This window comes from Pseudoduganella sp. GCM10020061, from assembly GCF_042683405.1.
Lineage (GTDB): Bacteria > Pseudomonadota > Gammaproteobacteria > Burkholderiales > Burkholderiaceae_D > Telluria.
On the sequence record NZ_JBHUJS010000003.1, the window covers coordinates 888,498 to 908,157 of the forward strand.

Annotated in this window: 15 protein-coding genes; 3 read left to right on the forward strand and 12 right to left on the reverse strand. The window is 66.3% G+C overall.

Annotated elements, in window-relative coordinates:
- Nucleotides 1–70: 70 nt before the first annotated feature.
- The 8 genes from ACFSQR_RS11440 to ACFSQR_RS11475 all read right to left on the reverse strand — a co-directional run bounded on the left by ACFSQR_RS11440 (nucleotide 71) and on the right by ACFSQR_RS11475 (nucleotide 13,248).
- Complete coding sequence (locus ACFSQR_RS11440; protein ID WP_377729907.1) at nucleotides 71–1,075, reverse strand: succinylglutamate desuccinylase; 1,005 nt, start codon at nucleotides 1,073–1,075, stop codon at nucleotides 71–73.
- The gene (locus tag ACFSQR_RS11445) at nucleotides 1,072–5,769 is read right to left on the reverse strand and encodes an NAD-glutamate dehydrogenase domain-containing protein (RefSeq protein ID WP_377729908.1); all 4,698 of its coding nucleotides are present in this window, start codon (nucleotides 5,767–5,769) and stop codon (nucleotides 1,072–1,074) included. The genes ACFSQR_RS11440 and ACFSQR_RS11445 overlap by 4 nt, the downstream gene beginning before the upstream one ends.
- 108 nt (nucleotides 5,770–5,877) lie before the next feature.
- Nucleotides 5,878–7,215, reverse strand: coding sequence for an N-succinylarginine dihydrolase (gene astB, locus ACFSQR_RS11450; RefSeq protein WP_377729909.1), 1,338 nt, complete (start codon nucleotides 7,213–7,215; stop codon nucleotides 5,878–5,880).
- 12 nt (nucleotides 7,216–7,227) lie between these two features.
- Nucleotides 7,228–8,697 (reverse strand): succinylglutamate-semialdehyde dehydrogenase, encoded by a 1,470-nt coding sequence (astD, locus tag ACFSQR_RS11455; RefSeq protein WP_377729910.1) that lies wholly within the window; start codon nucleotides 8,695–8,697, stop codon nucleotides 7,228–7,230.
- Nucleotides 8,698–9,723, reverse strand: coding sequence for an arginine N-succinyltransferase (gene astA, locus ACFSQR_RS11460; RefSeq protein ID WP_377729911.1), 1,026 nt, complete (start codon nucleotides 9,721–9,723; stop codon nucleotides 8,698–8,700).
- A gap of 10 nt (nucleotides 9,724–9,733) precedes the next feature.
- Nucleotides 9,734–10,762, reverse strand: coding sequence for an arginine N-succinyltransferase (locus tag ACFSQR_RS11465; RefSeq protein WP_377729912.1), 1,029 nt, complete (start codon nucleotides 10,760–10,762; stop codon nucleotides 9,734–9,736).
- Nucleotides 10,763–10,834: 72 nt separating this feature from the next.
- Nucleotides 10,835–12,076, reverse strand: coding sequence for an acetylornithine/succinylornithine family transaminase (gene astC, locus ACFSQR_RS11470; RefSeq protein WP_377729913.1), 1,242 nt, complete (start codon nucleotides 12,074–12,076; stop codon nucleotides 10,835–10,837).
- Nucleotides 12,077–12,303: 227 nt separating this feature from the next.
- Entirely contained in the window at nucleotides 12,304–13,248 is a 945-nt protein-coding gene (locus ACFSQR_RS11475; RefSeq protein WP_377729914.1) for a GlxA family transcriptional regulator, read from the reverse strand.
- A 225-nt stretch (nucleotides 13,249–13,473) separates the two neighbouring features.
- Here ACFSQR_RS11475 and ACFSQR_RS11480 point away from each other — a divergent pair, with 225 nt between their 5' ends.
- The 3 genes from ACFSQR_RS11480 to ACFSQR_RS11490 all read left to right on the forward strand — a co-directional run bounded on the left by ACFSQR_RS11480 (nucleotide 13,474) and on the right by ACFSQR_RS11490 (nucleotide 15,095).
- Complete coding sequence (locus ACFSQR_RS11480) at nucleotides 13,474–13,755, forward strand: hypothetical protein (RefSeq protein WP_377729915.1); 282 nt, start codon at nucleotides 13,474–13,476, stop codon at nucleotides 13,753–13,755.
- 120 nt (nucleotides 13,756–13,875) lie between these two features.
- Entirely contained in the window at nucleotides 13,876–14,709 is an 834-nt protein-coding gene (locus tag ACFSQR_RS11485) for an HDOD domain-containing protein (RefSeq protein WP_377729916.1), read from the forward strand.
- 5 nt (nucleotides 14,710–14,714) lie between these two features.
- Nucleotides 14,715–15,095 carry a MerR family transcriptional regulator gene (locus ACFSQR_RS11490; protein WP_377729917.1) on the forward strand — a complete coding sequence of 127 codons (381 nt, stop codon included), beginning with the start codon at nucleotides 14,715–14,717 and terminating at the stop codon, nucleotides 15,093–15,095.
- 13 nt (nucleotides 15,096–15,108) lie between these two features.
- On the opposite strand, the gene ACFSQR_RS11495 is transcribed toward ACFSQR_RS11490, so the two are convergent.
- The 4 genes from ACFSQR_RS11495 to secD all read right to left on the reverse strand — a co-directional run bounded on the left by ACFSQR_RS11495 (nucleotide 15,109) and on the right by secD (nucleotide 19,657).
- Complete coding sequence (locus tag ACFSQR_RS11495) at nucleotides 15,109–15,648, reverse strand: hypothetical protein (protein ID WP_377729918.1); 540 nt, start codon at nucleotides 15,646–15,648, stop codon at nucleotides 15,109–15,111.
- Between the two features lie 113 nt (nucleotides 15,649–15,761).
- The gene (locus tag ACFSQR_RS11500; protein ID WP_377729919.1) at nucleotides 15,762–16,274 is read right to left on the reverse strand and encodes a DUF4142 domain-containing protein; all 513 of its coding nucleotides are present in this window, start codon (nucleotides 16,272–16,274) and stop codon (nucleotides 15,762–15,764) included.
- Between the two features lie 486 nt (nucleotides 16,275–16,760).
- The gene (gene secF, locus ACFSQR_RS11505; RefSeq protein ID WP_377729920.1) at nucleotides 16,761–17,771 is read right to left on the reverse strand and encodes a protein translocase subunit SecF; all 1,011 of its coding nucleotides are present in this window, start codon (nucleotides 17,769–17,771) and stop codon (nucleotides 16,761–16,763) included.
- Nucleotides 17,772–17,788: 17 nt separating this feature from the next.
- Complete coding sequence (secD, locus tag ACFSQR_RS11510; RefSeq protein ID WP_377729921.1) at nucleotides 17,789–19,657, reverse strand: protein translocase subunit SecD; 1,869 nt, start codon at nucleotides 19,655–19,657, stop codon at nucleotides 17,789–17,791.
- Between the last annotated feature and the right edge of the window lie 3 nt (nucleotides 19,658–19,660).

Sequence of the window (19,660 nt, forward strand, 5' to 3'; positions counted from 1 at the left end):
TAGCAAAACGCCGCCCGGGTGGGGCGGCGTTATGCGATAGCCTGCATTTTTCGGGGGCTGAACCGCAAAATTACGCGATCCGCACCACCATCATCCCTGCCCTCAGCCCGGGCCGGACGCCCGGATTCGGGAACACGATCATTTCGCTCTCGTGCTGCACCGTGTAGGTGGTGTCGCCGTCGGTGGCGATCACCATTCCGCGCGGCGCCGAGGTGAAGTTCTGCGTCTCGCTGCCGAAGTTCATGGAGAACGACTCGGACAGCTTGATGATGTTCTGCGCCACCTTGAACACATGGGGCGCCTTGCCGGCCTGCGTGGCGCCGCCGCGCAGCAGCGCATCGAGCGCGCGCTGGGCATCGGCGAACTGGCCGATGTCGTTCTGCCCCAGCGTGCCGATCCGGCCCAGCTCCACGGTGGCAGCAGCGGCGCCGTGGTGTTCGGCCGAATAGTAGCTGTAGGTGCCGGCGGACGACGGGTTCATGATGATCGCGCCGATCCCGGCCGCTCCCATCCATGAGATCAGCTTTTCCTTCGGCCCCTGCGCGATCAGCTCGGGCACGATCGCGAAGGCCGGGTAGTAGGACGGGCGGATCGCGGTGTGCAGGTCGAGGTGCCAGCGCTCCGGTCCCGCCCCGGCGAAGAAGCCGGCGGTGGCGGCGATCATCGCATCGGCGCGGGCCGACTCCGCGGTCCCTGCCAGCGAGCCGCGCTCGGACCGGAACATGCGGTTCAGGTCAGCGTCGATGAAACGCTTGCCCTGCGAGATGGCGTCGATATTGCCGACGCAAAGCATGAGGTCCACCGCCAGCGCCGACGGTTCGCGCGACAGGGCTTCGAGCACGTGGGCGACCATTTCGATCGGCCCCGTCTCGTCGCCATGCACGCCGACGGACAGCAGCACGCTGGCCGGGCTGGCCATCCGTGGTGCCGCCTGCGCTACGGCGCCGGAGCGCACGGTCAGGATGCCCCTGGCGGGCAGCCCGACCGTGAATCCGGCGGCGCCGAACCGGCGCGCGACCTCGCTGAAATCAGCTTCGGCCAGCGCGCGGACAGCGGCAGGGACCCCTTGCGTCATTTCGCCACGGTGTTGGCTGCTTCGGACAGCGCCCACACGTCGAGCATTGCCTGCTCGAGGTCGGTCGCCTGCGCATAGCCGGACAGGCCCATGGTGCTGGTGACCTGCTTGACTGCGTCCGAGGTGTTGCCGCCGTTGGAGCTTGCCAGCACCTGCGCCAGCAGGCGCTGTTGCGTGCGGCGCAGGGCCTGCTGCGCATAGCTGCGCAGCTGTTCCTGCGACTTGCTGGTGGCCGACAGCTTCAGGCCGCGTTCCAGCGTGTCGATGCCGGCCTGGCTGCGCAGGGCCATGCCCACTTGCAGGAACTGGGCCAGCGACATGCCGGTCGGACGGGTCACCGAGACTGCCGAGAACACGAAGCTTGCCACCGAGTCGATCGCGTCGACCGCTTTCCAGGCCTTGGCAAACGCCGGCGAGATGCCGGCCGCGGTGTCGGCGTCGGCATGCGCAGGCGCCAGGGCGGCCAGCATTGCCGGGTCGGCGAACAGGCGGGTCAGTTCCGCCATGCCTTCCGCCGCGCGCTGCTTGTCGCCGCCCACGGACAGGACGCCTTCGATCACGCCCTTGAACATCACGCGGGTGCGCGCATCGACCTTGATCGAGACGTCACGCGGGATCTTCAGCGCGTCCGCGTCCAGCGCCTCGAACACCGGCGCCAGGTGCAGTGCGGACCATGCCTGGCCCCATGCCTTGACCACTTCGGTTTCGTCGACGTTGTGCGAAATGGCCATCTCGCGCAGCATCAGCGGACCGCAACGGTTGACCGACTCGTTGGCCAGCACGGTCGCCAGGATCGCGTTCGCCAGCGGGTGCTCCAGCGCGCTGCGGCTCTCCACCATCATGGCCGGGAAGTACGGCTTGAGCACGGTTTCGGCCCATGGCTCGTCCACCAGCGGCAGCGCGGACAGGGTGCGCTTGTAGCGGTTCTTGACGTTGGCGATGACGACCGCCAGTTCCGGCGTGGTCAGGCCGATGCCCGCTTCCTTGCGCGACGCCAGCACGGTGTCGGTCGGCAGCTGCTCCAGCTCGCGGTTGACCGCGCCTTCCTTCTCCAGCGCGGTGATCAGCGCCGCATAGCCGTCGACCACGTCCGGGTTCGACTGCGCCTGCCACTCGCGGGTCAGCAGGTGGGTCTGCAGGGTGTTGTCGCGCAGGACCAGGTCTTCGATGTCGCCGGTCATGTCGAACAGCAGCTTGTTGCGGTCCTCTTCGGACAGCTTGCCTGCGTTGACTTCGGTGTCCAGCCAGATCTTGGCGTTCACTTCGTGGTCGGAGCAGTCCACGCCGGCGGAGTTGTCGATCGCATCGGTGAAGATGCGGCCGCCGTGCAGCGCGAACTCGATACGGCCGGCCTGGGTCGCGCCCAGGTTGCCGCCTTCGGCCACGATGCGGGCGCGCAGTTCACGGCCGTCGACACGGATGTTGTCGTTGGCGCGGTCCTTGACCTGTGCATGGGTTTCGGTCGATGCCTTGATGTAGGTGCCGATGCCGCCGTTGTAGAACAGGTCCACCGGCGCCAGCAGGATGCGGTGCATCAGTTCCTGCGGGGCCAGCGAGGTCTCTTCGATGTCCAGCGCCGCGCGCACTTCAGGCGTCAGTTCGATGGTGCGGGCGCTGCGCGGGAACACGCCGCCGCCCTTCGAGATCAGGTCCTTGTTGTAGTCTTCCCACGAGGAGCGCGGCAGCGCGAACATGCGCTGGCGCTCGGCGAACGACACCGCGACGTCCGGCGTCGGATCCAGGAAGATATGGCGGTGGTCGAATGCAGCGACCAGTTTCATCTGGTTCGACAGCAGCGCGCCGTTGCCGAACACGTCGCCGGACATGTCGCCCACGCCGACCGCGGTGAACGGCTCGGTCGCCATGTCGTGGCCCAGCTCGTAGAAGTGGCGCTTGACCGCTTCGAACGCGCCCTTGGCGGTAATGCCCATCTTCTTGTGGTCGTAGCCGTTCGAGCCGCCCGACGCGAACGCGTCGCCCAGCCAGAAGCCGCGCGAAACCGCGATGCTGTTGGCGATGTCGGAGAAGGTCGCGGTGCCCTTGTCGGCTGCCACCACCAGATACGGATCATCCTGGTCGTAGCGCACGGTGTCGGCCGGCGGCACGATCTCGCCGCGCACGCGGTTGTCGGTCACTTCCAGCAGGCTGGAGATGAACAGGCGGTAGCATGCCTCGCCTTCGGCCGCGATCTGCTCGCGCACCGCGTCGGCAGGCATCTGCTTGCAGACGAAGCCGCCCTTGGCGCCGGCCGGCACGATGACGGCGTTCTTGACCATCTGCGCCTTGACCAGGCCAAGGACCTCGGTGCGGTAGTCTTCCATGCGGTCCGACCAGCGCAGTCCGCCGCGGGCAACCGGACCGCCGCGCAGGTGCACGCCTTCGAAGCGGCGCGAGAACACGTAGATCTCGCGGTACGGACGCGGCTCGGGGACCAGCGCCAGGTTCGAGGTGTCGAACTTGAAGATGATCTTGTCGCCCTGCTGGGCGTTCTGGAAGTAGTTGGTGCGCAGGGTGACCGACATCAGTTCGATCAGCGCGGCGAAGATCTCCTCGGTGTCGGCGTGGTTGATGGTGGCCAGGCGCGACTTGATCGACGCCAGCATTTCGTTGCCCTCGGCACGCGCGGCGTCGCCGCCTTGCGGATCGAAGCGCTTGATAAAGGCTTCCACCAGTTCCTTGACCAGGGCCGGCTGGCGGCGCAGGCAGTCGGCGATGTAGCGCACGGTGAACTTGGAACCGGCCTGGCGCCAGTAGCTGATGTAGGCGCGCACCAGCTGCACTTCGCGCACCGACAGGCCGCCTTCGATCACGAGGCCGTTCATGCGGCCGTCTTCGGCCTGGTCGTTGAACAGGGACTCGAACAGCTCTTCGGCCACGCGCACCACCTGCGGGTTGGCCAGCTTGGCGTCGCTGGCATCGTCGGCGGTCAGGCTGGTCACGTAGTGGCGCTTGCCTTCGATGGTGATGTAGTGCGAATGCTCGCGCTCGATGCCGATGCCGGCATTGGCCAGCGATGGCAGCAGGCGCGACAGCGGCGGCACCTTGTTGACCGAGTAGATGCGGATCGATGCGCCATTGGCGCCGGTGTCGATGCGCACCGAAACATGGTCGTCCGAGCCGTTCGACAGGATCTTCTGCAGGTCGCGGAACGCCACTTCAGGATCGGTCGCCGCGACATAGTTGACCGGCAGGGTGGCGCCCAGCTTGCGCAGGTTGTTGCGCAGGTCGGAGTCGGTAACATGGCCGGTCAGCGCGTCGAACGTGTTGTGCCAGCCGCCCAGCACCGCCATCAGCGGATACTCGATGTCGGCCTGCAGGTCCAGCGGGTGGCGTGCACCGCGCGCGATCAGGTAGACGCGCGCCAGCGGGCCGTCGGCGACCAGGGTCTGGGTGCGCACGTCGTTGGCGCCGGTGCTGTCCTTCAGCGCCTGCGACAGCGAGTGCACGACGGCTGCGGAGTAGCGCTCGCGCGGCAGGTACACCAGTACGTTCATGTGGCGGCCGTACACGTCGCGGCGCGCGAACACCTTGGCGCGCGGCTGCTTGTACAGCGACACCACCGAGCTGCACACCTGCGCCAGCCATTCCGGATCGGCTTCCAGCGCTTCGGTGCGCGGCAGCGATTCGAGGATCTCGATGAATTTCTCGGCGCGGAAGCCCTCCTGGCGCACGCCGGCGATCGACAGCACTTTGGTGACGCGGCCGCGCGCGAACGGCAGGCGCGCCAGCGGGGTCGAGTTGCCGGCGCGGGTGAACAGGCCGACGAAGCAGTGTTCGCCGACGATATTGCCCTTCTCGTCATTGGCGCGCACGCCGATGAAGTCGAGCGGGGTGTCGCGGTGCAGCGTGCCTTCGACGTCGGCCTTGACGATCGACAGCGGGTGCTGGCGCGCGCCCAGCGCGTCGAGCTGGCCCGGGATGTTGGCCAGGCAGGTGCCGTACACCGGATGCGCGGTGTCCTGCAGCACGCCGATGCGGCTCGGGATGTCGCGTTCCAGCTCGTTCGAGCCCGGCTTGACGAAATAGTAGGCGTAGCCGAACGGCTCGAAGCCTTCGTTCTTGGCCCATTCGAGGAAAGCGGCAACTTCCTGGCCTTCCGGACCCTGCTGCGCCGAAGCGGCGGCCACGGAGGTCAGGCGGTCGGCCATCGCCAGCGCGTCACGGCGCACCACGGCGGCGTCGCGCGCCACCATCTGGATGCGGCCGACCAGCGAGGACATTTCGTCGGCGTTCAGTTCTTCCGCCAGCAGGCAGACGATCATGGATTCCAGCGGGGTGCCGGCTTCGCACACCGACACCACCATCCCGTTCGCGTCGCGGCGCACCGGCAGCACGGCGTTCAGAACGGACGATGCGACCACTTTCTCGCGGCGCATCGCCATCACGATCGAATCGACCAGGTATGGCATGTCGTCGTTCAGGATCAGCAGGGCCGAAGCAGGCGCGCCGCTGGCGTCCTGGTAGCGCAGCTGGGCGATCTGGCAGCCTGGCACGATGCGCTTGGACGCCTGGCGGAAGCCTTCCCACAGCACTGGCGCGAGGCTGGCCGGCGAGGTGCCTGCCAGGTCTTCGTCGTCCAGCGAGCCGAGCCAGGCAGCGATCAGGCTTGGCACCTGGCCGTTGTCGCCGGCGGGCATGCTGGCATTGACCAGGTCCAGCGTCTGTTGACGCAAATCGTTAGGCTGTTGATTCATCTGCTTCTCCATACTGTTTTGGGTGTCCGGCGGCCGGCTTCGGCTTGTGGCTTCCACTTTGCTGCCAGAATTGCAACGGGGTTGGCCCGTTAAAAATAAACCTCGGAATTATAAGTCGTACAGGCCCGGCAAATCGAGGACCTGGGTCAAGTCTTCCAGCGCTTGCTGGCATTCGCGTGCGAACTGTGCATCGGCGAGGTCCTGCGGTTCGACGCGGTCGCGGTAGTGCTTTTCGACCCACGCGACCAGCCTGGCGTACAGCGCCTCGGTCATGATCACGCCCTGGTGCATCGCCTGCGCCTCCTCGGCGGTTAGTACCACACGCAGGCGCAGGCAGGCAGGCCCGCCGCCGTTGCGCATCGACTGGCGCAGGTCGAAGTGGATCAGTTCCTCGATCGGGCCGCCGCTGCCGACCATGCCGTCGAGGTAGTGCGCGACCGCCGCGTTCTCGTGGCACTCCTGCGGCACCACCAGCGCCATCTTGCCATTCGGCTTTTGCAGCAGCTGGCTGTTGAACAGGTAGCTGGCCACCGCGTCGGCGACCGTCACGTCTGCAGCCGGGACGCGCACCGGAACCAGCTCGGCGTTATCGAGCGCCATCGCGTTGCGCAGGTCGGCGATCGTCGCCGCCTCGTTGGCGAAGGCCAGCTCGTGGTAGAACAGCACGTTGCCCGAGCCGACTGCGATCACGTCGTTGTGGAACACGCCCATGTCGATCACGTCCGGATTCTGCGACGCGAACACGGTGCGCTCCAGGTCCAGGCCGTGCAGGCGCGCGACCGCCTGCGACGCCTCGAAGGTCTGTCGCGCAGGGTATTTCTTCGGATGCGGCGCCGAAGGATCGAACTCGACGCGGCCGTACACGAAGAACTCCACGCCGCGGCTGCCGTGCGTGGCGCACAGGCGGGTGTGGTTGGCCGCGCCCTCGTCGCCGAACGCGCCGGTGGAAGGCAGCGCCGGGTGCACCGCGAAGTACTTGTCGTCCTTGAAGATGGCTCGCAGCGTGCGCTCGGTCTGCACGTGCTCCTCGGAGCGGTGCAGCTTGTTGTTCAGGTTCGCGGGCGTGAAGTGGACGCGCTTGTCATGCGTGTCCGCCGACGGGCTGACGGTGGCCGCGTTCGCGGTCCACATCGACGAAGCGGAGTAGGCGCAGGCGAGGATCACCGGCGCTTCCTTGTACGCCTTTTCCAGCACCTGCGCGTCGGTGCCGGTGAAGCCGAGGCGGCGCAGCAGGCGCATGTTCGGCCGGTCCTGCGGCGGCAGCAGCGCCTGCGCGAAGCCGCGGCGCGACAGCTCGCGCATCTTGGCCAGGCCCTGCAGGGCGGCCTGCTTCGGGTTCGATGCGCTCTTCACGTTCGAGAACGACGCCACGTTGCCGAACGAGAGTCCGGCATAGTTGTGCGACGGGCCGACCAGGCCGTCGAAATTGAATTCGCGTGCGGTCATGCGATCCTCCTCTTACAGGGAAAGGCCGGGCGAGAGCTTGGCCGGCAGCTCCAGTTCGGACGTTTCGATCGATGCGACCGGATAGGCGCAGTAGTCCGCTGCATAGTAGGCGCTCGGGCGCAGGTTGCCGGACTTGCCGACGCCGCCGAACGGTGCGGAGCTGGCGGCGCCCGTGGTCGGGCGGTTCCAGTTGACGATGCCGGCGCGCGCCTTGATGCTGAATTTCTTCCACAGCGCTTCGTCGTTCGACAGCAGCGCGGCGGCCAGGCCGAATTCGGTATTGTTGGCCGCCTTGATCGCACTGTCGAAGTCCTTCACGCGCACCACCTGCAGCAATGGACCGAACCATTCCTCGTCCGCGATGCCCTGCGCGTCGGTGGTGTCGACGATGCCGGCGGTGACGAAGCCCGCATTCGGATCGGGCTGCGTCATCTGCAGCAGCACCTTGCCGCCCTTTTCGGCCATCTCGGCCTGTGCCTGCACCAGGCGCTTCGCGACTGCGGCCGACACCACAGGCCCCATGAACGGTTGCGGCTCGGCCTTGGACGGGCCGACCGACAGCTTCGAGGCCACGTCGACCAGGCGCTTGACGAAGGCGTCGCCCTCGGCGCCATCCTTGACGATCAGGCGGCGCGCGCAGGTGCAGCGCTGGCCGGCCGAAATGAAGGCCGACATCACGGCATGGTGCACGGCGGCGTCCATGTCCTTGACGTCCCACACCACCAGCGGGTTGTTGCCGCCCATTTCCAGCGCCAGCATCTTGCCGGGCTGGCCGCCGAACTGCTTGTGCAGCGCGGTGCCGGTCTGGCTGGAACCGGTGAACAGTACGCCATCGATGTCCTGGTTCTGTCCCAGCGCGATACCGGTGTCGCGGCCGCCGTTGACCAGGTTCAGCACGCCCTTCGGCAGGCCTGCCTGCTCCCACAGTTGCACGGTCTTGACGGCGGTGCGCGGCGCGAATTCGCTCGGCTTGAACACGATCGTGTTGCCCGCGATGAGGGCGGGAACGATATGCCCGTTCGGCAGGTGGCCGGGGAAGTTGTACGGGCCGTAGACGGCGAACACGCCGAGCGGGCGGTGGCGCAGCACGGCGTTGCCGTCGGCGACCTTGGCCGAGGTCTCGCCGGTGCGCTGCTCGTACGACTGCACCGAGATGTCGACCTTGTTGGCCATGGTGGTCACTTCGGTGCGCGCTTCCCACAGCGGCTTGCCGACTTCCTCGGCGATGGTCGCGGCCAGGTCCTCGGCGTTTTCCTTCAGCAGGTCGCGAAACTTGCGGGTGATCGCGATGCGCTCCTGCACGTCCAGTTCGGCCCATGCGTCGAAGGCCCCGCGCGCGGCCTGCACGGCGCGCGCCACGTCGTCCGCGGTCGATTCGTTGCTGGTCCAGGTCTGGCGGCCGGTGGAGGGATCGATGGTTTCCAGCTCGCGGCCGGAACCGGCCAGCCACTCGCCGTTGATGAAGTTCGACAGGTTTGCCATTTATTTCTTCCTTACGTTGAGTGTCAGCGTGCGTACCTGCTCGCCCGGCTGGCAGTGCAGCTGTTCGCGTTCCTGGTCCGTCAGGGCGAGCCTGCCGCCGACCGGATTGGTGCGCGCCAGGATCATGCGGAAATCGCGCATGCCCGTGTTGGAGACGATCAGCGGCTCGGTGTCCTCGGACTGCGCCTGCGGGTCGACCGTCACCAGCTCGCTCTCGCGCATCGCACGCAGTTCGGTGATGCGGGCCTGCAGGACCGGGCCGGCATCGAAAATGTCGACGTAGCCTTCGAAGTGCATGCCTTCCGCCTCCAGCAGCCGGCGCGCAGGCACGGTATTGGTGTGCACGCGGCCGATGGTCTCGCGCGCGTCCTGCGGCAGGTAGTCCACGTACATCGGCTGGCGCGGCATCAGCTCGGCGATGAAGGACTTCTTGCCCAGCCCCGTCAGCTCGTCGACGTGGTTGAAGTCGGCCTTGAAGAAGTGGCGGCCCAGGCCCTCGTAGAACGGCACGCGGCCGTCCTCGGACTGGTAGCCGCGCATCTCGGCGATCAGGCGCTCGGTGAACAGGTGCGGGAACTGCGCGATGAACAGGAAGCGGCTCTTGGACAGCCACTTTCCGTTGTTCCCGCTGCGGTATTCGGGACGCAGGAACAGCGAGCACAGTTCGGTCGATCCGGTCAGGTCGTTCGACAGGTACAGCGTTTCCATGCGCGTGAACACGTTCAGTTCGCGGCTCGAATGCACCAGCGTGCCGATGCGGTAGTTGTAGAACGGCTCGTCCAGGCCGACCGCGCCCTTGATCGCGCACACGCCGGCGATGACGTTGTTCGCCAGGTCCTCCATCACGAACATGTAGTCGCGCTTTTCGGGCGGGATCTCTTCGGCGAACGAGGCGACCGCGGTGTCGACGCGCGCGCCGAGCAGCACGCGGTCCGGCTTCAGCGTCGTCATGCCGCTGCCGGCGCCGCGCGCCATTTCCATCAGGGCGTCGAGGTCGGCGGCTTTGATTGCACGGATGACCAGCATGGGTAGCTCCTTAGATGCGAACGCAGACGACCGAGTCGCCCGCGGAAACGCCAAGCAGGCGGCGCGCCTGGGTGGACAGGGTCACGGTATCGGATTGGTCCAGCGGCGGGCATTCGACGATGACGGCACGGAAGCGCGCGCCGGCGCCGGTGGCGACCGCGTAGGTGGTCGAGGCTTCGCTGAAGGCCTGCGGCTCGTCCGACACGCGGCGCTGCAGCGAGCTGGTGAAGGTGCGCAGGCTGTGCTTGTGCGCCTGCAGGATCGGGCCGCCATCGAAGATGTCGATGTATTCGTCGGCCTCGAAGCCCTCCTCGGCCAGCAGGCGGAATGCGAGTTCGCCGTCCGGATGGATCTGGCCCATCGCAGCCTGCGCATCGCCCGGCAGCAGCGGCACGTAGACCGGGTAGTGCGGCATCAGTTCGACGATCAGGGTGCGGTTGCGGGCGCCGCCGATCACGCGCTCTGCGTCCAGGAAGTCCATCTTGAAGAACTTGCGGCCCAGCGCGTCCCAGAACGGCGAGTTGCCGTTGGCGTCGGTGATGCCGGCCAGCGGCACGAAGAAGCGGTCGGCGAAGCGGTGCGGCGCCAGCACGGCGAACATCAGGCGCGCGCGCGACAGCAGCGCCGCCTCGGGACCGGCATGCGCGCGGTCGCGCACGTAGAAGGCGGACAGCTGCGAGTAGGCGGTCAGTTCCGAGCACAGCGTCAGCGCGTGCACGCTGTGGCTGACGTTCAGGTCGCGCGAGACCTGCTGGATCACGTCATTGCGGAACGAGAAATAGGTGCCGTTGGAGCCGGCCGATGCGTGGATCGCGGCGGTGCCGGCGATGGCGCCGGTCTCGGCTTCCTCCAGCACCAGCATGTACGACTCCTCGCTGGGGATGTCGACGTGGGCGGCGAAGGAGGCGATCGAGAGTTCCACCGAAGCGGCGATCTGCTCGCGGGTCCTCGGCAGCGTGTGCACGCCCGGCATCGACTCGTGGGCGAGCGATTCGAGCGCATCGATATCCGTGTGTGCTACGGGACGGACAACAAACATGTGGTCTCCGCTGGATGAGCGTTGATATGCGCAACGGCCCGCCGGGCGCGCCGGCGGGCCGCTGACAGGTCGTCAGGCTGCGTTGACGATGGTCTCGACGGCCTGGCGCAGCAGGCGGTCTGCCTCGGCGATCTGCTCGTCCGAGACGATCAGCGCAGGCGCCATGCGGATCACGTCGGTGCCGGCGATCAGCAGCATCAGGCCGAGCGCTTCGGCGGCCTTGGTGAAGTCCTTGGCGCGGCCCTTGTAGGCGTCGGCCAGCGGCAGGCCGATCAGCAGGCCGGCGCCGCGCGCCTTGCCGAACACGGTTGGGTAGTCGGCGCCCAGCTTGTCCAGGTTGGCCATGATCCTGGCGGATGCTTCCTTGACGCGCGCCAGGAATTCCGGCTGGTTGATCGTTTCGATCACGTTCAGCGCCACGGTCGCGGCCAGCGGGTTGCCGCCGTAGGTGGTGCCGTGCGAGCCGACGCCGAAGTGCTGCGCGATCTCGTTGGTGGTCAGCATGGCGCCGATCGGGTAGCCGTTACCAAGCGCCTTGGCCGAGGTCAGGATGTCCGGGGTCACGCCGTGCTGCATGTAGGCGTACAGCGCGCCGGTGCGGCCCACGCCGGACTGCACTTCGTCGAACACCAGCAGCGCGCCGGTCTGGTCGCACAGCTCGCGCAGCGCCTTCAGGAACGCGGTGTCGCCCGGGATCACGCCGCCCTCGCCCTGGATCGGCTCGACGATCACGGCTGCCACGTCGTCGGTGATCGCGGCGCGCGCGGACTCGATGTCGTTGTAGCGGATATGGTCGATCGCCGGCGGCAGCGGCTCGAAGCCTTCGGTGTACTTCGGCTGGCCGCCGACCGACACGGTAAACAGGGTGCGGCCGTGGAACGAGGACAGGCAGGAGATGATGCGCGACTTGTGCGGACCGAACTTCTCGTGCGCGTACTTGCGCGCCAGCTTGAGCGCGCCTTCGTTGGCTTCGGCGCCGGAGTTGCAGAAGAAGGCGCGGTCGGCGAAGGTGGCTTCGGTCAGCGCCAGCGCCAGGCGCAGCACCGGCTCGTTGGTGTAGCCGTTACCCAGGTGCCAGACCTTGTTGAGCTGCTCGGTGAGGGCCGAGACCAGCTTCGGGTTGCAGTGGCCCAGGCTCGACACCGCGATGCCGGAGGTGAAATCGAGGTAGTGCTTGCCGGACTGGTCCCACAGGTCGAGGCCCGAAGCGCGCACCGGCACCATGGCGGCGGGCGCATAGGTAGGCACCAGGACGTCGTCGAAAGTCTGTCGCGTGACAGGGCGGGTGGTGGCAGTCTCGGTCATTGCGTTCATGTGCGGTCCTCATCCGTGGGGTCGAAGTTGCCATTGCTGTGTTCGCAACGGCGGATCAAGCCATTATAGGAAACGCAAGTGCAAGATTCTTTTGAAACTGCGACAGTATTTTTCGCTTTTCCCGCCCCCAAAATGGGGACAGACCCAAAATGGGGACAGACCCCATTTCCGAAGTCTGGAAATGGGGTCTGTCCCCATTTTGGGCGGGGTCTGTCCCCATTTTGCGGTTAGCGGGTGGAGAGCTTGCGCTGGCGCTCTTCGCGCGGGGTGTTGCCGAACAGGGCGCCGAAGGCGGTGGAAAAGTGCGAGCCGGACGAGAAGCCGCACATCAGGCCAACCTGGACGATGGAATAGTTGGTGTCGAGCAGCAACTGGCGGGCGCGGCGCAGCCGCAGCTCCAGGTAGTAGCGCGACGGCAGGCTGTCGAGGTATTGCTTGAACAGGCGCTCCAGCTGGCGCCGCGACAGGCCGACCAGGTTGGCGATGTCGTCGGTCGAGAGCGGTTCCTCGATGTTGGCTTCCATCAGGGTGACCGCTTCGGACAGCTTGGGCTGCAGCGTCCCGAAGCGCGCCTGCAGGGCGACGCGCTGGCGCTCTTCGCGGCCGCGCACCCGGTCGATGCACAGCGTTTCCTTTATCTGGGCCTGGACGCCGGCGCCGAACATCGACTCGACCAGCGTCAGGGCGAAGTCGATGCTGGCAGCCCCGCCACAACAGGTCAGGCGGTTGCCGTCCATCTCGTAGAGATTGGGGATGAGGATGGCGTGCTCGGCAGCGGTGTCGACTTCGGCGTACAGCGCCCACGGCAGGGCGCTGCGCACCCCGTTCAGGGCGCCGCAGTCGGCCAGCCACAGCACGCCCGCGCCGACGCCGCCCCAGAACTGGGCGCTGCGGCAGCGCTCGCTGACCACGCGCAGCTGGGCCGGACGCAATGCCGCCTGCGCCTCGTCGGCCACCAGCAGCACCAGGTGCCAGTGGCGCTGCGCTTCGGAGGCAAACTTGTCGGGATGGCGCACGTCCACGTGCAGGCGCTCGGGGCCGAGGATCTTGGCGGCCAGGCGCAGGGGCTGGTACAGGCCGGACCAGGTCAGCGCATCCGGTTCGCCCGCGTGGATCAGCAGGACGCGCAGCGGCTTCTCCTGCGCGAGGCGCGCAAGGTCTTCAAATGGCATGGGCTGCGGTAGCGGGCATGGACGGTCCGGGATTGGATGCCCGTTATGATACCGGAGTTGCAAGCCGCTCCCCTGGCGCCGGTGCGATCATGCAGTTTTGCCAGCACGGATATAATCACTCCACTATGGGTGAACGCTACGTTTCGATGCGATCGACGGGCCGCTCTTGCACCTGACGGAGCTGCTGGCCAGCGCCAGCCAACATGAACACAACGAGGAAAAAATTTGAAAACCGTGCTGCTCCAAGGCAAAAAGCCTGCCAATTACGACAAGACCATCATCGCCAACATCCTGCTGGAACAGGCCAGCGAAGCGGAAGTGCGCAAGGAGAAGATGATCATCGGCCTGCGCAATGAGGATGGCGAAATCTACCGCCTGATCGGCGCGACCAAGCCGAACAGCTTCATGAATGCGGTCGAGGAGCTGGACGACATGGGCCTGGAAGACGAGCTGGAGGATTCGGACGGCCCCCAGGACGGCTACGACGCCATCTTCGGCGAGCCCTGAACCGCCCCGCTGTCGCTCAATGGAGACAGGAACCGTCCTGCAGGGACGGTCCCATGGCGATGCAATAAATTTTACTTCTAGGAATCTTTGTTCTGTGATTTCTGGAGTATTATTTTTTGCATGCACAGACTTGACGCCTTCCGGAACATCGCCACGCAAGCCAGCCGCGGCGAACTGACCTTCCCCACGCACGTCGACGCCACGCTCAGGCTGCAGCGCGCCCTGAGCGAGCCCGACTGCCATCTCGACGCCGCCGCGCGCCTGGTCCAGGCCGAGCCGCTGCTGGCCGCCCGTACCGTGGCGATCGCCAACTCCGCAGCCTACGACCGCGCCGGCAACGAAGTCACCAACGTCAAGGGCGCCGTGCAGCGCGTGGGTTTCCGCACGCTGAACGCGCTGGTCGCTTCCGTGATCGTGCGCCAGCTGAACGGCGCCATCCGCGATCCGGCCCTGCGCGAGATGTCCAACCGGCTGTGGGAGCATTCGGCCCACGTGGCCGCGCTGTCCATGGTGATTGCGCGCCGCATCACCCGCATCGATCCGGAGACCGCGCTGTTTGCCGGCATCGTGCACGAAATCGGCGGCTTTTACCTGCTCTCGCGCGCCGAGGAATATCCGGGGCTGCTGGAAGGCGAGCCGGAAGAATGGATCGAACACGGCGAAGCCGAAGTCGGACGCGGGGTACTGCTCAAGCTGGGCGTGCCGCAGCAGGTGCTGGCCGCCGTGGAGGACATGTGGGACGGCATGCGCGTGCTGCCGCCGGAAACGCTGGGCGACACGCTGATGCTCGCCAACGACTTGTCCCCTACCCCGTCGCCCCTGCACCAGCGCCCAGGCGCCACGACGCACCAGGCGGCGTGCACCATCGACTTCGCGGTGGGCGAAGGGACGCTCGCCGCCATCCTCGAAGAATCGGCGGACGATGTGCGCTCGCTGACGGATGCGCTGAGGTAGCACCCATGCTGTCGATCGGAGAGCTGGCCGCGCGCACCGGCGCGAGCGTGCGCTCGCTGCGCCACTACGAACAGAACGGTTTGCTGGTCTCGGTGCGCCAGCCGAATGGCTACCGCCGGTTCGATCCGTCCGCGGTGCAGTTCGTGGACCGCATCCGCACCCTGCTGCGCAACGGCTTCACGCTCGACGAGATCCGCCCGATCGTGTCGATGCTGGATGCGCGCACCGCCGGTCCCGGCATCTGCCCGGACGTGATCGCGCAATACGGCCGCAAGCTGGACGAACTGGACCAGCGCATCGCTGCGCTGGCGGAGATCCGCGCGCGCGCCGCCGAACGCCTGGCGGCGCTGCAGGAACAGCAGCGCGACCCGCCCACCTCCTGGTAGTCGCGCGGCAGAGTCACAGCACGGCGGGCAGCGGGTGCGCCGGCTTCTCGGCATCCCAGGTCGCGGACAGGATGCACCAGCGCGTCCCGTCGTTGAGCATCTGGAAGGTGTTCACGCCACGGTTCTGCACGGGGCCGTCCACCTTCTCGCGCGTCTCGTACGAACTCCATACATGCGCCACGTGCCCCAGCACGCGCACGTCCTGGGACAGCTCGCGCTCATAGAAGCCGCGCTGGCCGAACAGCCTGTCGTTCAGGCCGATGAACTGTTCCAGCGTCTGCGGGGCGGCGAGGAAGCCGCCGTCGCCATGCAGCGTCGGCGTGATCAGGGCGCCCGGTGCGTGCAGGCGGCGCAGGCGCGCCCAGTCCTTGGCGGCGCCGGCCGGGCCGGACACGATCTCGTAGAGCGCGCGCGCCAGCGTGCCGGGCGAGGCGGCGGCCGGGTCGGAAGGGCCGGTGCCGCAAGCTGCGGTCGCGCCCAGTACGTTGGCCGATGCGTGGGCCGAAAACGCCAGCGCGATGGCGGCAAACAGGGCGCGGGAAGTAGGATGCATGCGTGTTCCTTTCGTGGTGACGGTATGTGGAACACGCATGGTGGATGCTGACGCTAGTGTCAGGGTCAAGCGCTTTATGCGCCGTGCGGCGCTGACCCGCTCGTCCCGCGTACTCAGCGCACGCGAATGCTTGCCATTGCGCGGTTGGCGAGCGCCAGGTGTGCAGTCTCGACCTCGTACGAGGCGCTGGCCAGCGCGCGCAACTCGGGGTCCTTGGTGCCATACATGCGCTTGCGGTCTTCGTTGGTGCCATCCTTGTGCGCGCTGATCGAACGCCTGATAAACGCCTCGTCGAATTCCACGCCGGACATGCCCTTCAACCGTGTCACCGCCTTGAGGTCGCGCTCGGTGGGGGCCGCGGGAATCTCCAGCTTGCGGGCCGCGGCCAGCTTGCGCACGTTGTCCAGCGCGCGCTGGTGGTCGTTCAGCAGCCGGTACGCGAACGCCCGCACCTCGTCGGTCGTCGCCGTCTTGCTGCCCAGCTGGCCGGCCTGCACGTCGACCATCAGGGTGCGAGCGCGGTCGCGCAGGTATTCCTGGTCCGCCTTGCTCAGCTCGGCGGCCGAGACGGATCCGAGGGCGAGGGGAAACATGATGGCGATCGCCGCTATTTTTCCGGGGCTCATGGCGCTTCCTTTCAAAATCCGTCAGGGGGAAGGATCACCATACTCCTCGGCGGGAAAATCCCGGAATGACCGAAGTCAAACGCGCGCCGAACAAAAAAAAGCCCGCTGGGGAAGCGGGCTGAAGTCCAAAACTAGGGATGTCCTGAAAGAGACGTGTCCATATTAGGATTCCGACTACGTTTGTTCCGTGCGGTGGCGCACACAACTCCTGAGATTTCGGCGAAATCGTCGAAAAAACCGTGTTTTCTGCCAGAAAAACGGGTTTTCTAACCCATTGCGTCAATACGGAGCGTATTTCCGCCCTATTTCGCCGATCCGGGCCGATCCGTGCCGATCCGCAGCCTTTCAAGGCATACACGGTGCTTCTGGCGTCATCTTGCGATAACTGGAGGCAACTTACGTGATCTGCGGCGATCTGTACGGCACAGCCGAAAAAAATGCCGCGCGGCGCGAGCCGGGCGGCATTTCTGGTCGGGGCGGGCTCGCTTAGACGACGGCACCGTCGGTTTCGTCGCGCTCCTTGACCGGCTTGATCAGGTCTTCGCGCTTCACGCCCAGCCACATTGCGATCGCTGCCGCAACGAACACCGACGAGTAGATGCCGAAGCAGATACCGATCGTCAGCGCGAGTGCAAAGTTGTGCAGCGTGTGGCCGCCCAGGAGCAGCATCGACAGCACCATCATCTGCGTGCTGCCGTGGGTGATGATGGTACGCGAGATGGTGCTGGTGATCGCGTTATCGATCACTTCGTGCACGCTCATCTTGCGCTGCTTGCGGAAGTTCTCGCGGATCCGGTCGAAGATGACGACCGATTCGTTGACCGAGTAACCCAGCACCGCCAGCACCGCCGCCAGCACCGTCAGCGAGAACTCCCACTGGAAGTAGGCAAAGAAGCCAAGGATGATGACCACGTCGTGCAGGTTCGCGATGATCGCCGAGACGGCGTACTTCCATTCGAAGCGCAGCGCCAGGTAGGCCATCACGCCGATCACCACCATCACCAGCGCGTTCAGGCCGTTCTGCGCGAGTTCCTCGCCCACCGACGGGCCGACGAATTCCACGCGCTTGAGCGACAGCACTTCCTGGCCCGCCGCGTTCACGCAGTTGGTGCGCACCGTCGTGTCGCCTTCGTTCTGGATCTGGCGTGCCGTGCCGCCTTCGGCCTGGCACAGTGCGCCGAACACGCGTTGCGCGTCGGTGCCGCCGGTGCCGTCGGCCGGCGGCAGGCGCAGCAGCACATCGCGCGCGGTGCCGAAGCTGGTCACTTCAGGCGCCTCGTAGCCGATCGAACGCAGCGTGGCCCGGATCTTCTCCTGGTCGGCCGCCTTCGGGTAGGACAGCTCCATCACGGTGCCGCCGGTGAATTCGACCGAGTAGTGCAGGCCGTTCTTCCACAGGAAGAACACTGCAGCCACGAAGGTCAGCGCCGAGATCACGTTGAAAATCAACGCGTGGCGCATGAACGGGATGTCCCGCTTGATCTTGAAAAATTCCATCTTGTTCTATCCCGTCCTTAATTCTTGGCTTCGTTGTGCTTCCACACGGTGCCGATGGAGATATTGCTCAGCTTTTTCTTGCGGCCGTACCAGAGGTTGACCATGCCGCGCGAGACAAACACCGCCGAGAACATCGAGGTCAGGATGCCGAGCGTGTGCACCACCGCGAAGCCGCGCACCGCGCCGGAACCGAACACCAGCAGCGCCAGGCCGACGATCAGGGTGGTGACGTTGGAGTCGACGATGGTGGCCCATGCGCGCTCGAAGCCTGCCGCGATCGCAGCCTGCGGCGTGGCGCCGCTACGCAGCTCTTCGCGGATACGCTCGTTGATCAGCACGTTGGCGTCGATCGCCATGCCCAGCGCCAGCGCGATCGCGGCGATACCGGGCAGCGTCAGCGTGATCTGCAGGGTCGACAGGATCGCCAGCAGCAGCAGCACGTTGACCGCCAGCGCGAACACGCTGAAGAAGCCGAACACGTGATAGTAGATCAGCATGAAGATCGCGATGGCGATGAAGCCGTACAGCGTCGACTTCAGGCCGCGCTCGACGTTCTCCGCGCCCAGCTGCGGGCCGACCACGCGCTCTTCGATCACTTCCATCGGGGCCGACAGCGCGCCGGAGCGCAGCAGCAGCGCCAGTTCGGCCGCTTCCGCCGCGGTGCCCGCGCCGGTGATCTGGAATCGGGTGCCCAGTTCTTCCTGGATGGTCGGCGCCGACAGGATGGTGTACTGGCCCTTCTCCTTCAGCAGGATGGCCATGCGCTTGCCGATGCGTTCGCGGGTCGCTTCGCGCATGCGGCGGCCGCCGTCGCCGTTCAGGTCGATCGACACGGCCGGACGCTGGTTCTGGTCGAAGCTGGCCACGGCGCTGGAGATGTAGTCGCCGGTCAGGATCACTTCCTTCTTCACGACCAGCGGGCCGCCCTGCGCCGCGCCGAAGAACTCGGAATCCAATGGCACGCTCGCCGCCGACTCGGTGCCCGGCAGGACGGTCTCGTCCACCATGCGCAGTTCCAGCGTCGCGGTGCGGCCGATGATGTCCTTCGCGTGCGCCGAATCCTGCACGCCTGGCAGCTGGACCACGATGCGGTCCGCGCCCTGCTGCTGGATGATCGGCTCGGTCGTGCCCAGTTCGTTCACGCGCTTGGACAGCGTCGAGATGTTCTGCTTGACGCCTTCGCTGATGATCGCCTGCAGCGCGGTCGGCTTGAGCGTGACGCCCAGCTTGAAGTCGGCGCCGTCGGCGAGATTGGTGAAGGCCAGGTCGGGAATTTCGTTTGCCAGTACCTGCTGCGCCGCGGTGCGGGTCGCCTCGTCGCGGAAGCGCACTTCAATGCGGTCGCCCACGCGCTCGATGCCGGCATGGCGCACGTTCTTGTCGCGCAGCTGGCTGCGGATGCCTGCCTGCAGGCCCTTGATGCGGGTGTCGACGGCCGCCTTGGTGTCGACCTGCATCAGGAAGTGGACGCCGCCGCGCAGGTCCAGGCCCAGGTTCATCGGCAATGCACGCACGGCCTGCATCCACTGCGGGGTGTTCTTGGCCAGGTTGACGGTGACGATGAAGTCAGCATTTTCCGGGTCGCGGTTCAGGTCGTGTTCCAGCGCCAGCTTGGCCTTGAACTGTTCGTCCGGCGAGGCGAAACGCGCTCGCACGGACCGGGTCGCACCCTCGCCTTCGAGACTGATGCCGTCATGCGCGATGCGTTCCGACTTGAGGGCGGCTTCCACACGCGAGGCGGTGTCGTCCGTCACCTTGACGGTGGCCTTGCCGGACGTGACCTGCAGTGCCGGGGACTCGCCAAAGTAGTTCGGAGCCGTGTACAACGCGCCGAACAGCAGCGCGATGACGATCAGGATGTATTTCCAGACGGGGTAGCGATTCATGGT

Coding starts and splice junctions, on each gene's coding strand:
- astA (WP_377729911.1), bottom strand. CDS start 9,723: ATGCTGGTCATCCGTGCAATCAAAGCCGCCGACCTCGACGCCCTGATG.
- ACFSQR_RS11500 (WP_377729919.1), bottom strand. CDS start 16,274: ATGAGCCCCGGAAAAATAGCGGCGATCGCCATCATGTTTCCCCTCGCC.
- ACFSQR_RS11440 (WP_377729907.1), bottom strand. CDS start 1,075: ATGACGCAAGGGGTCCCTGCCGCTGTCCGCGCGCTGGCCGAAGCTGAT.
- ACFSQR_RS11475 (WP_377729914.1), bottom strand. CDS start 13,248: ATGCCATTTGAAGACCTTGCGCGCCTCGCGCAGGAGAAGCCGCTGCGC.
- secD (WP_377729921.1), bottom strand. CDS start 19,657: ATGAATCGCTACCCCGTCTGGAAATACATCCTGATCGTCATCGCGCTG.
- astC (WP_377729913.1), bottom strand. CDS start 12,076: ATGAACGCAATGACCGAGACTGCCACCACCCGCCCTGTCACGCGACAG.
- ACFSQR_RS11495 (WP_377729918.1), bottom strand. CDS start 15,648: ATGCATCCTACTTCCCGCGCCCTGTTTGCCGCCATCGCGCTGGCGTTT.
- astD (WP_377729910.1), bottom strand. CDS start 8,697: ATGGCAAACCTGTCGAACTTCATCAACGGCGAGTGGCTGGCCGGTTCC.
- secF (WP_377729920.1), bottom strand. CDS start 17,771: ATGGAATTTTTCAAGATCAAGCGGGACATCCCGTTCATGCGCCACGCG.
- ACFSQR_RS11490 (WP_377729917.1), top strand. CDS start 14,715: ATGCTGTCGATCGGAGAGCTGGCCGCGCGCACCGGCGCGAGCGTGCGC.
- ACFSQR_RS11485 (WP_377729916.1), top strand. CDS start 13,876: ATGCACAGACTTGACGCCTTCCGGAACATCGCCACGCAAGCCAGCCGC.
- ACFSQR_RS11445 (WP_377729908.1), bottom strand. CDS start 5,769: ATGAATCAACAGCCTAACGATTTGCGTCAACAGACGCTGGACCTGGTC.
- astB (WP_377729909.1), bottom strand. CDS start 7,215: ATGACCGCACGCGAATTCAATTTCGACGGCCTGGTCGGCCCGTCGCAC.
- ACFSQR_RS11465 (WP_377729912.1), bottom strand. CDS start 10,762: ATGTTTGTTGTCCGTCCCGTAGCACACACGGATATCGATGCGCTCGAA.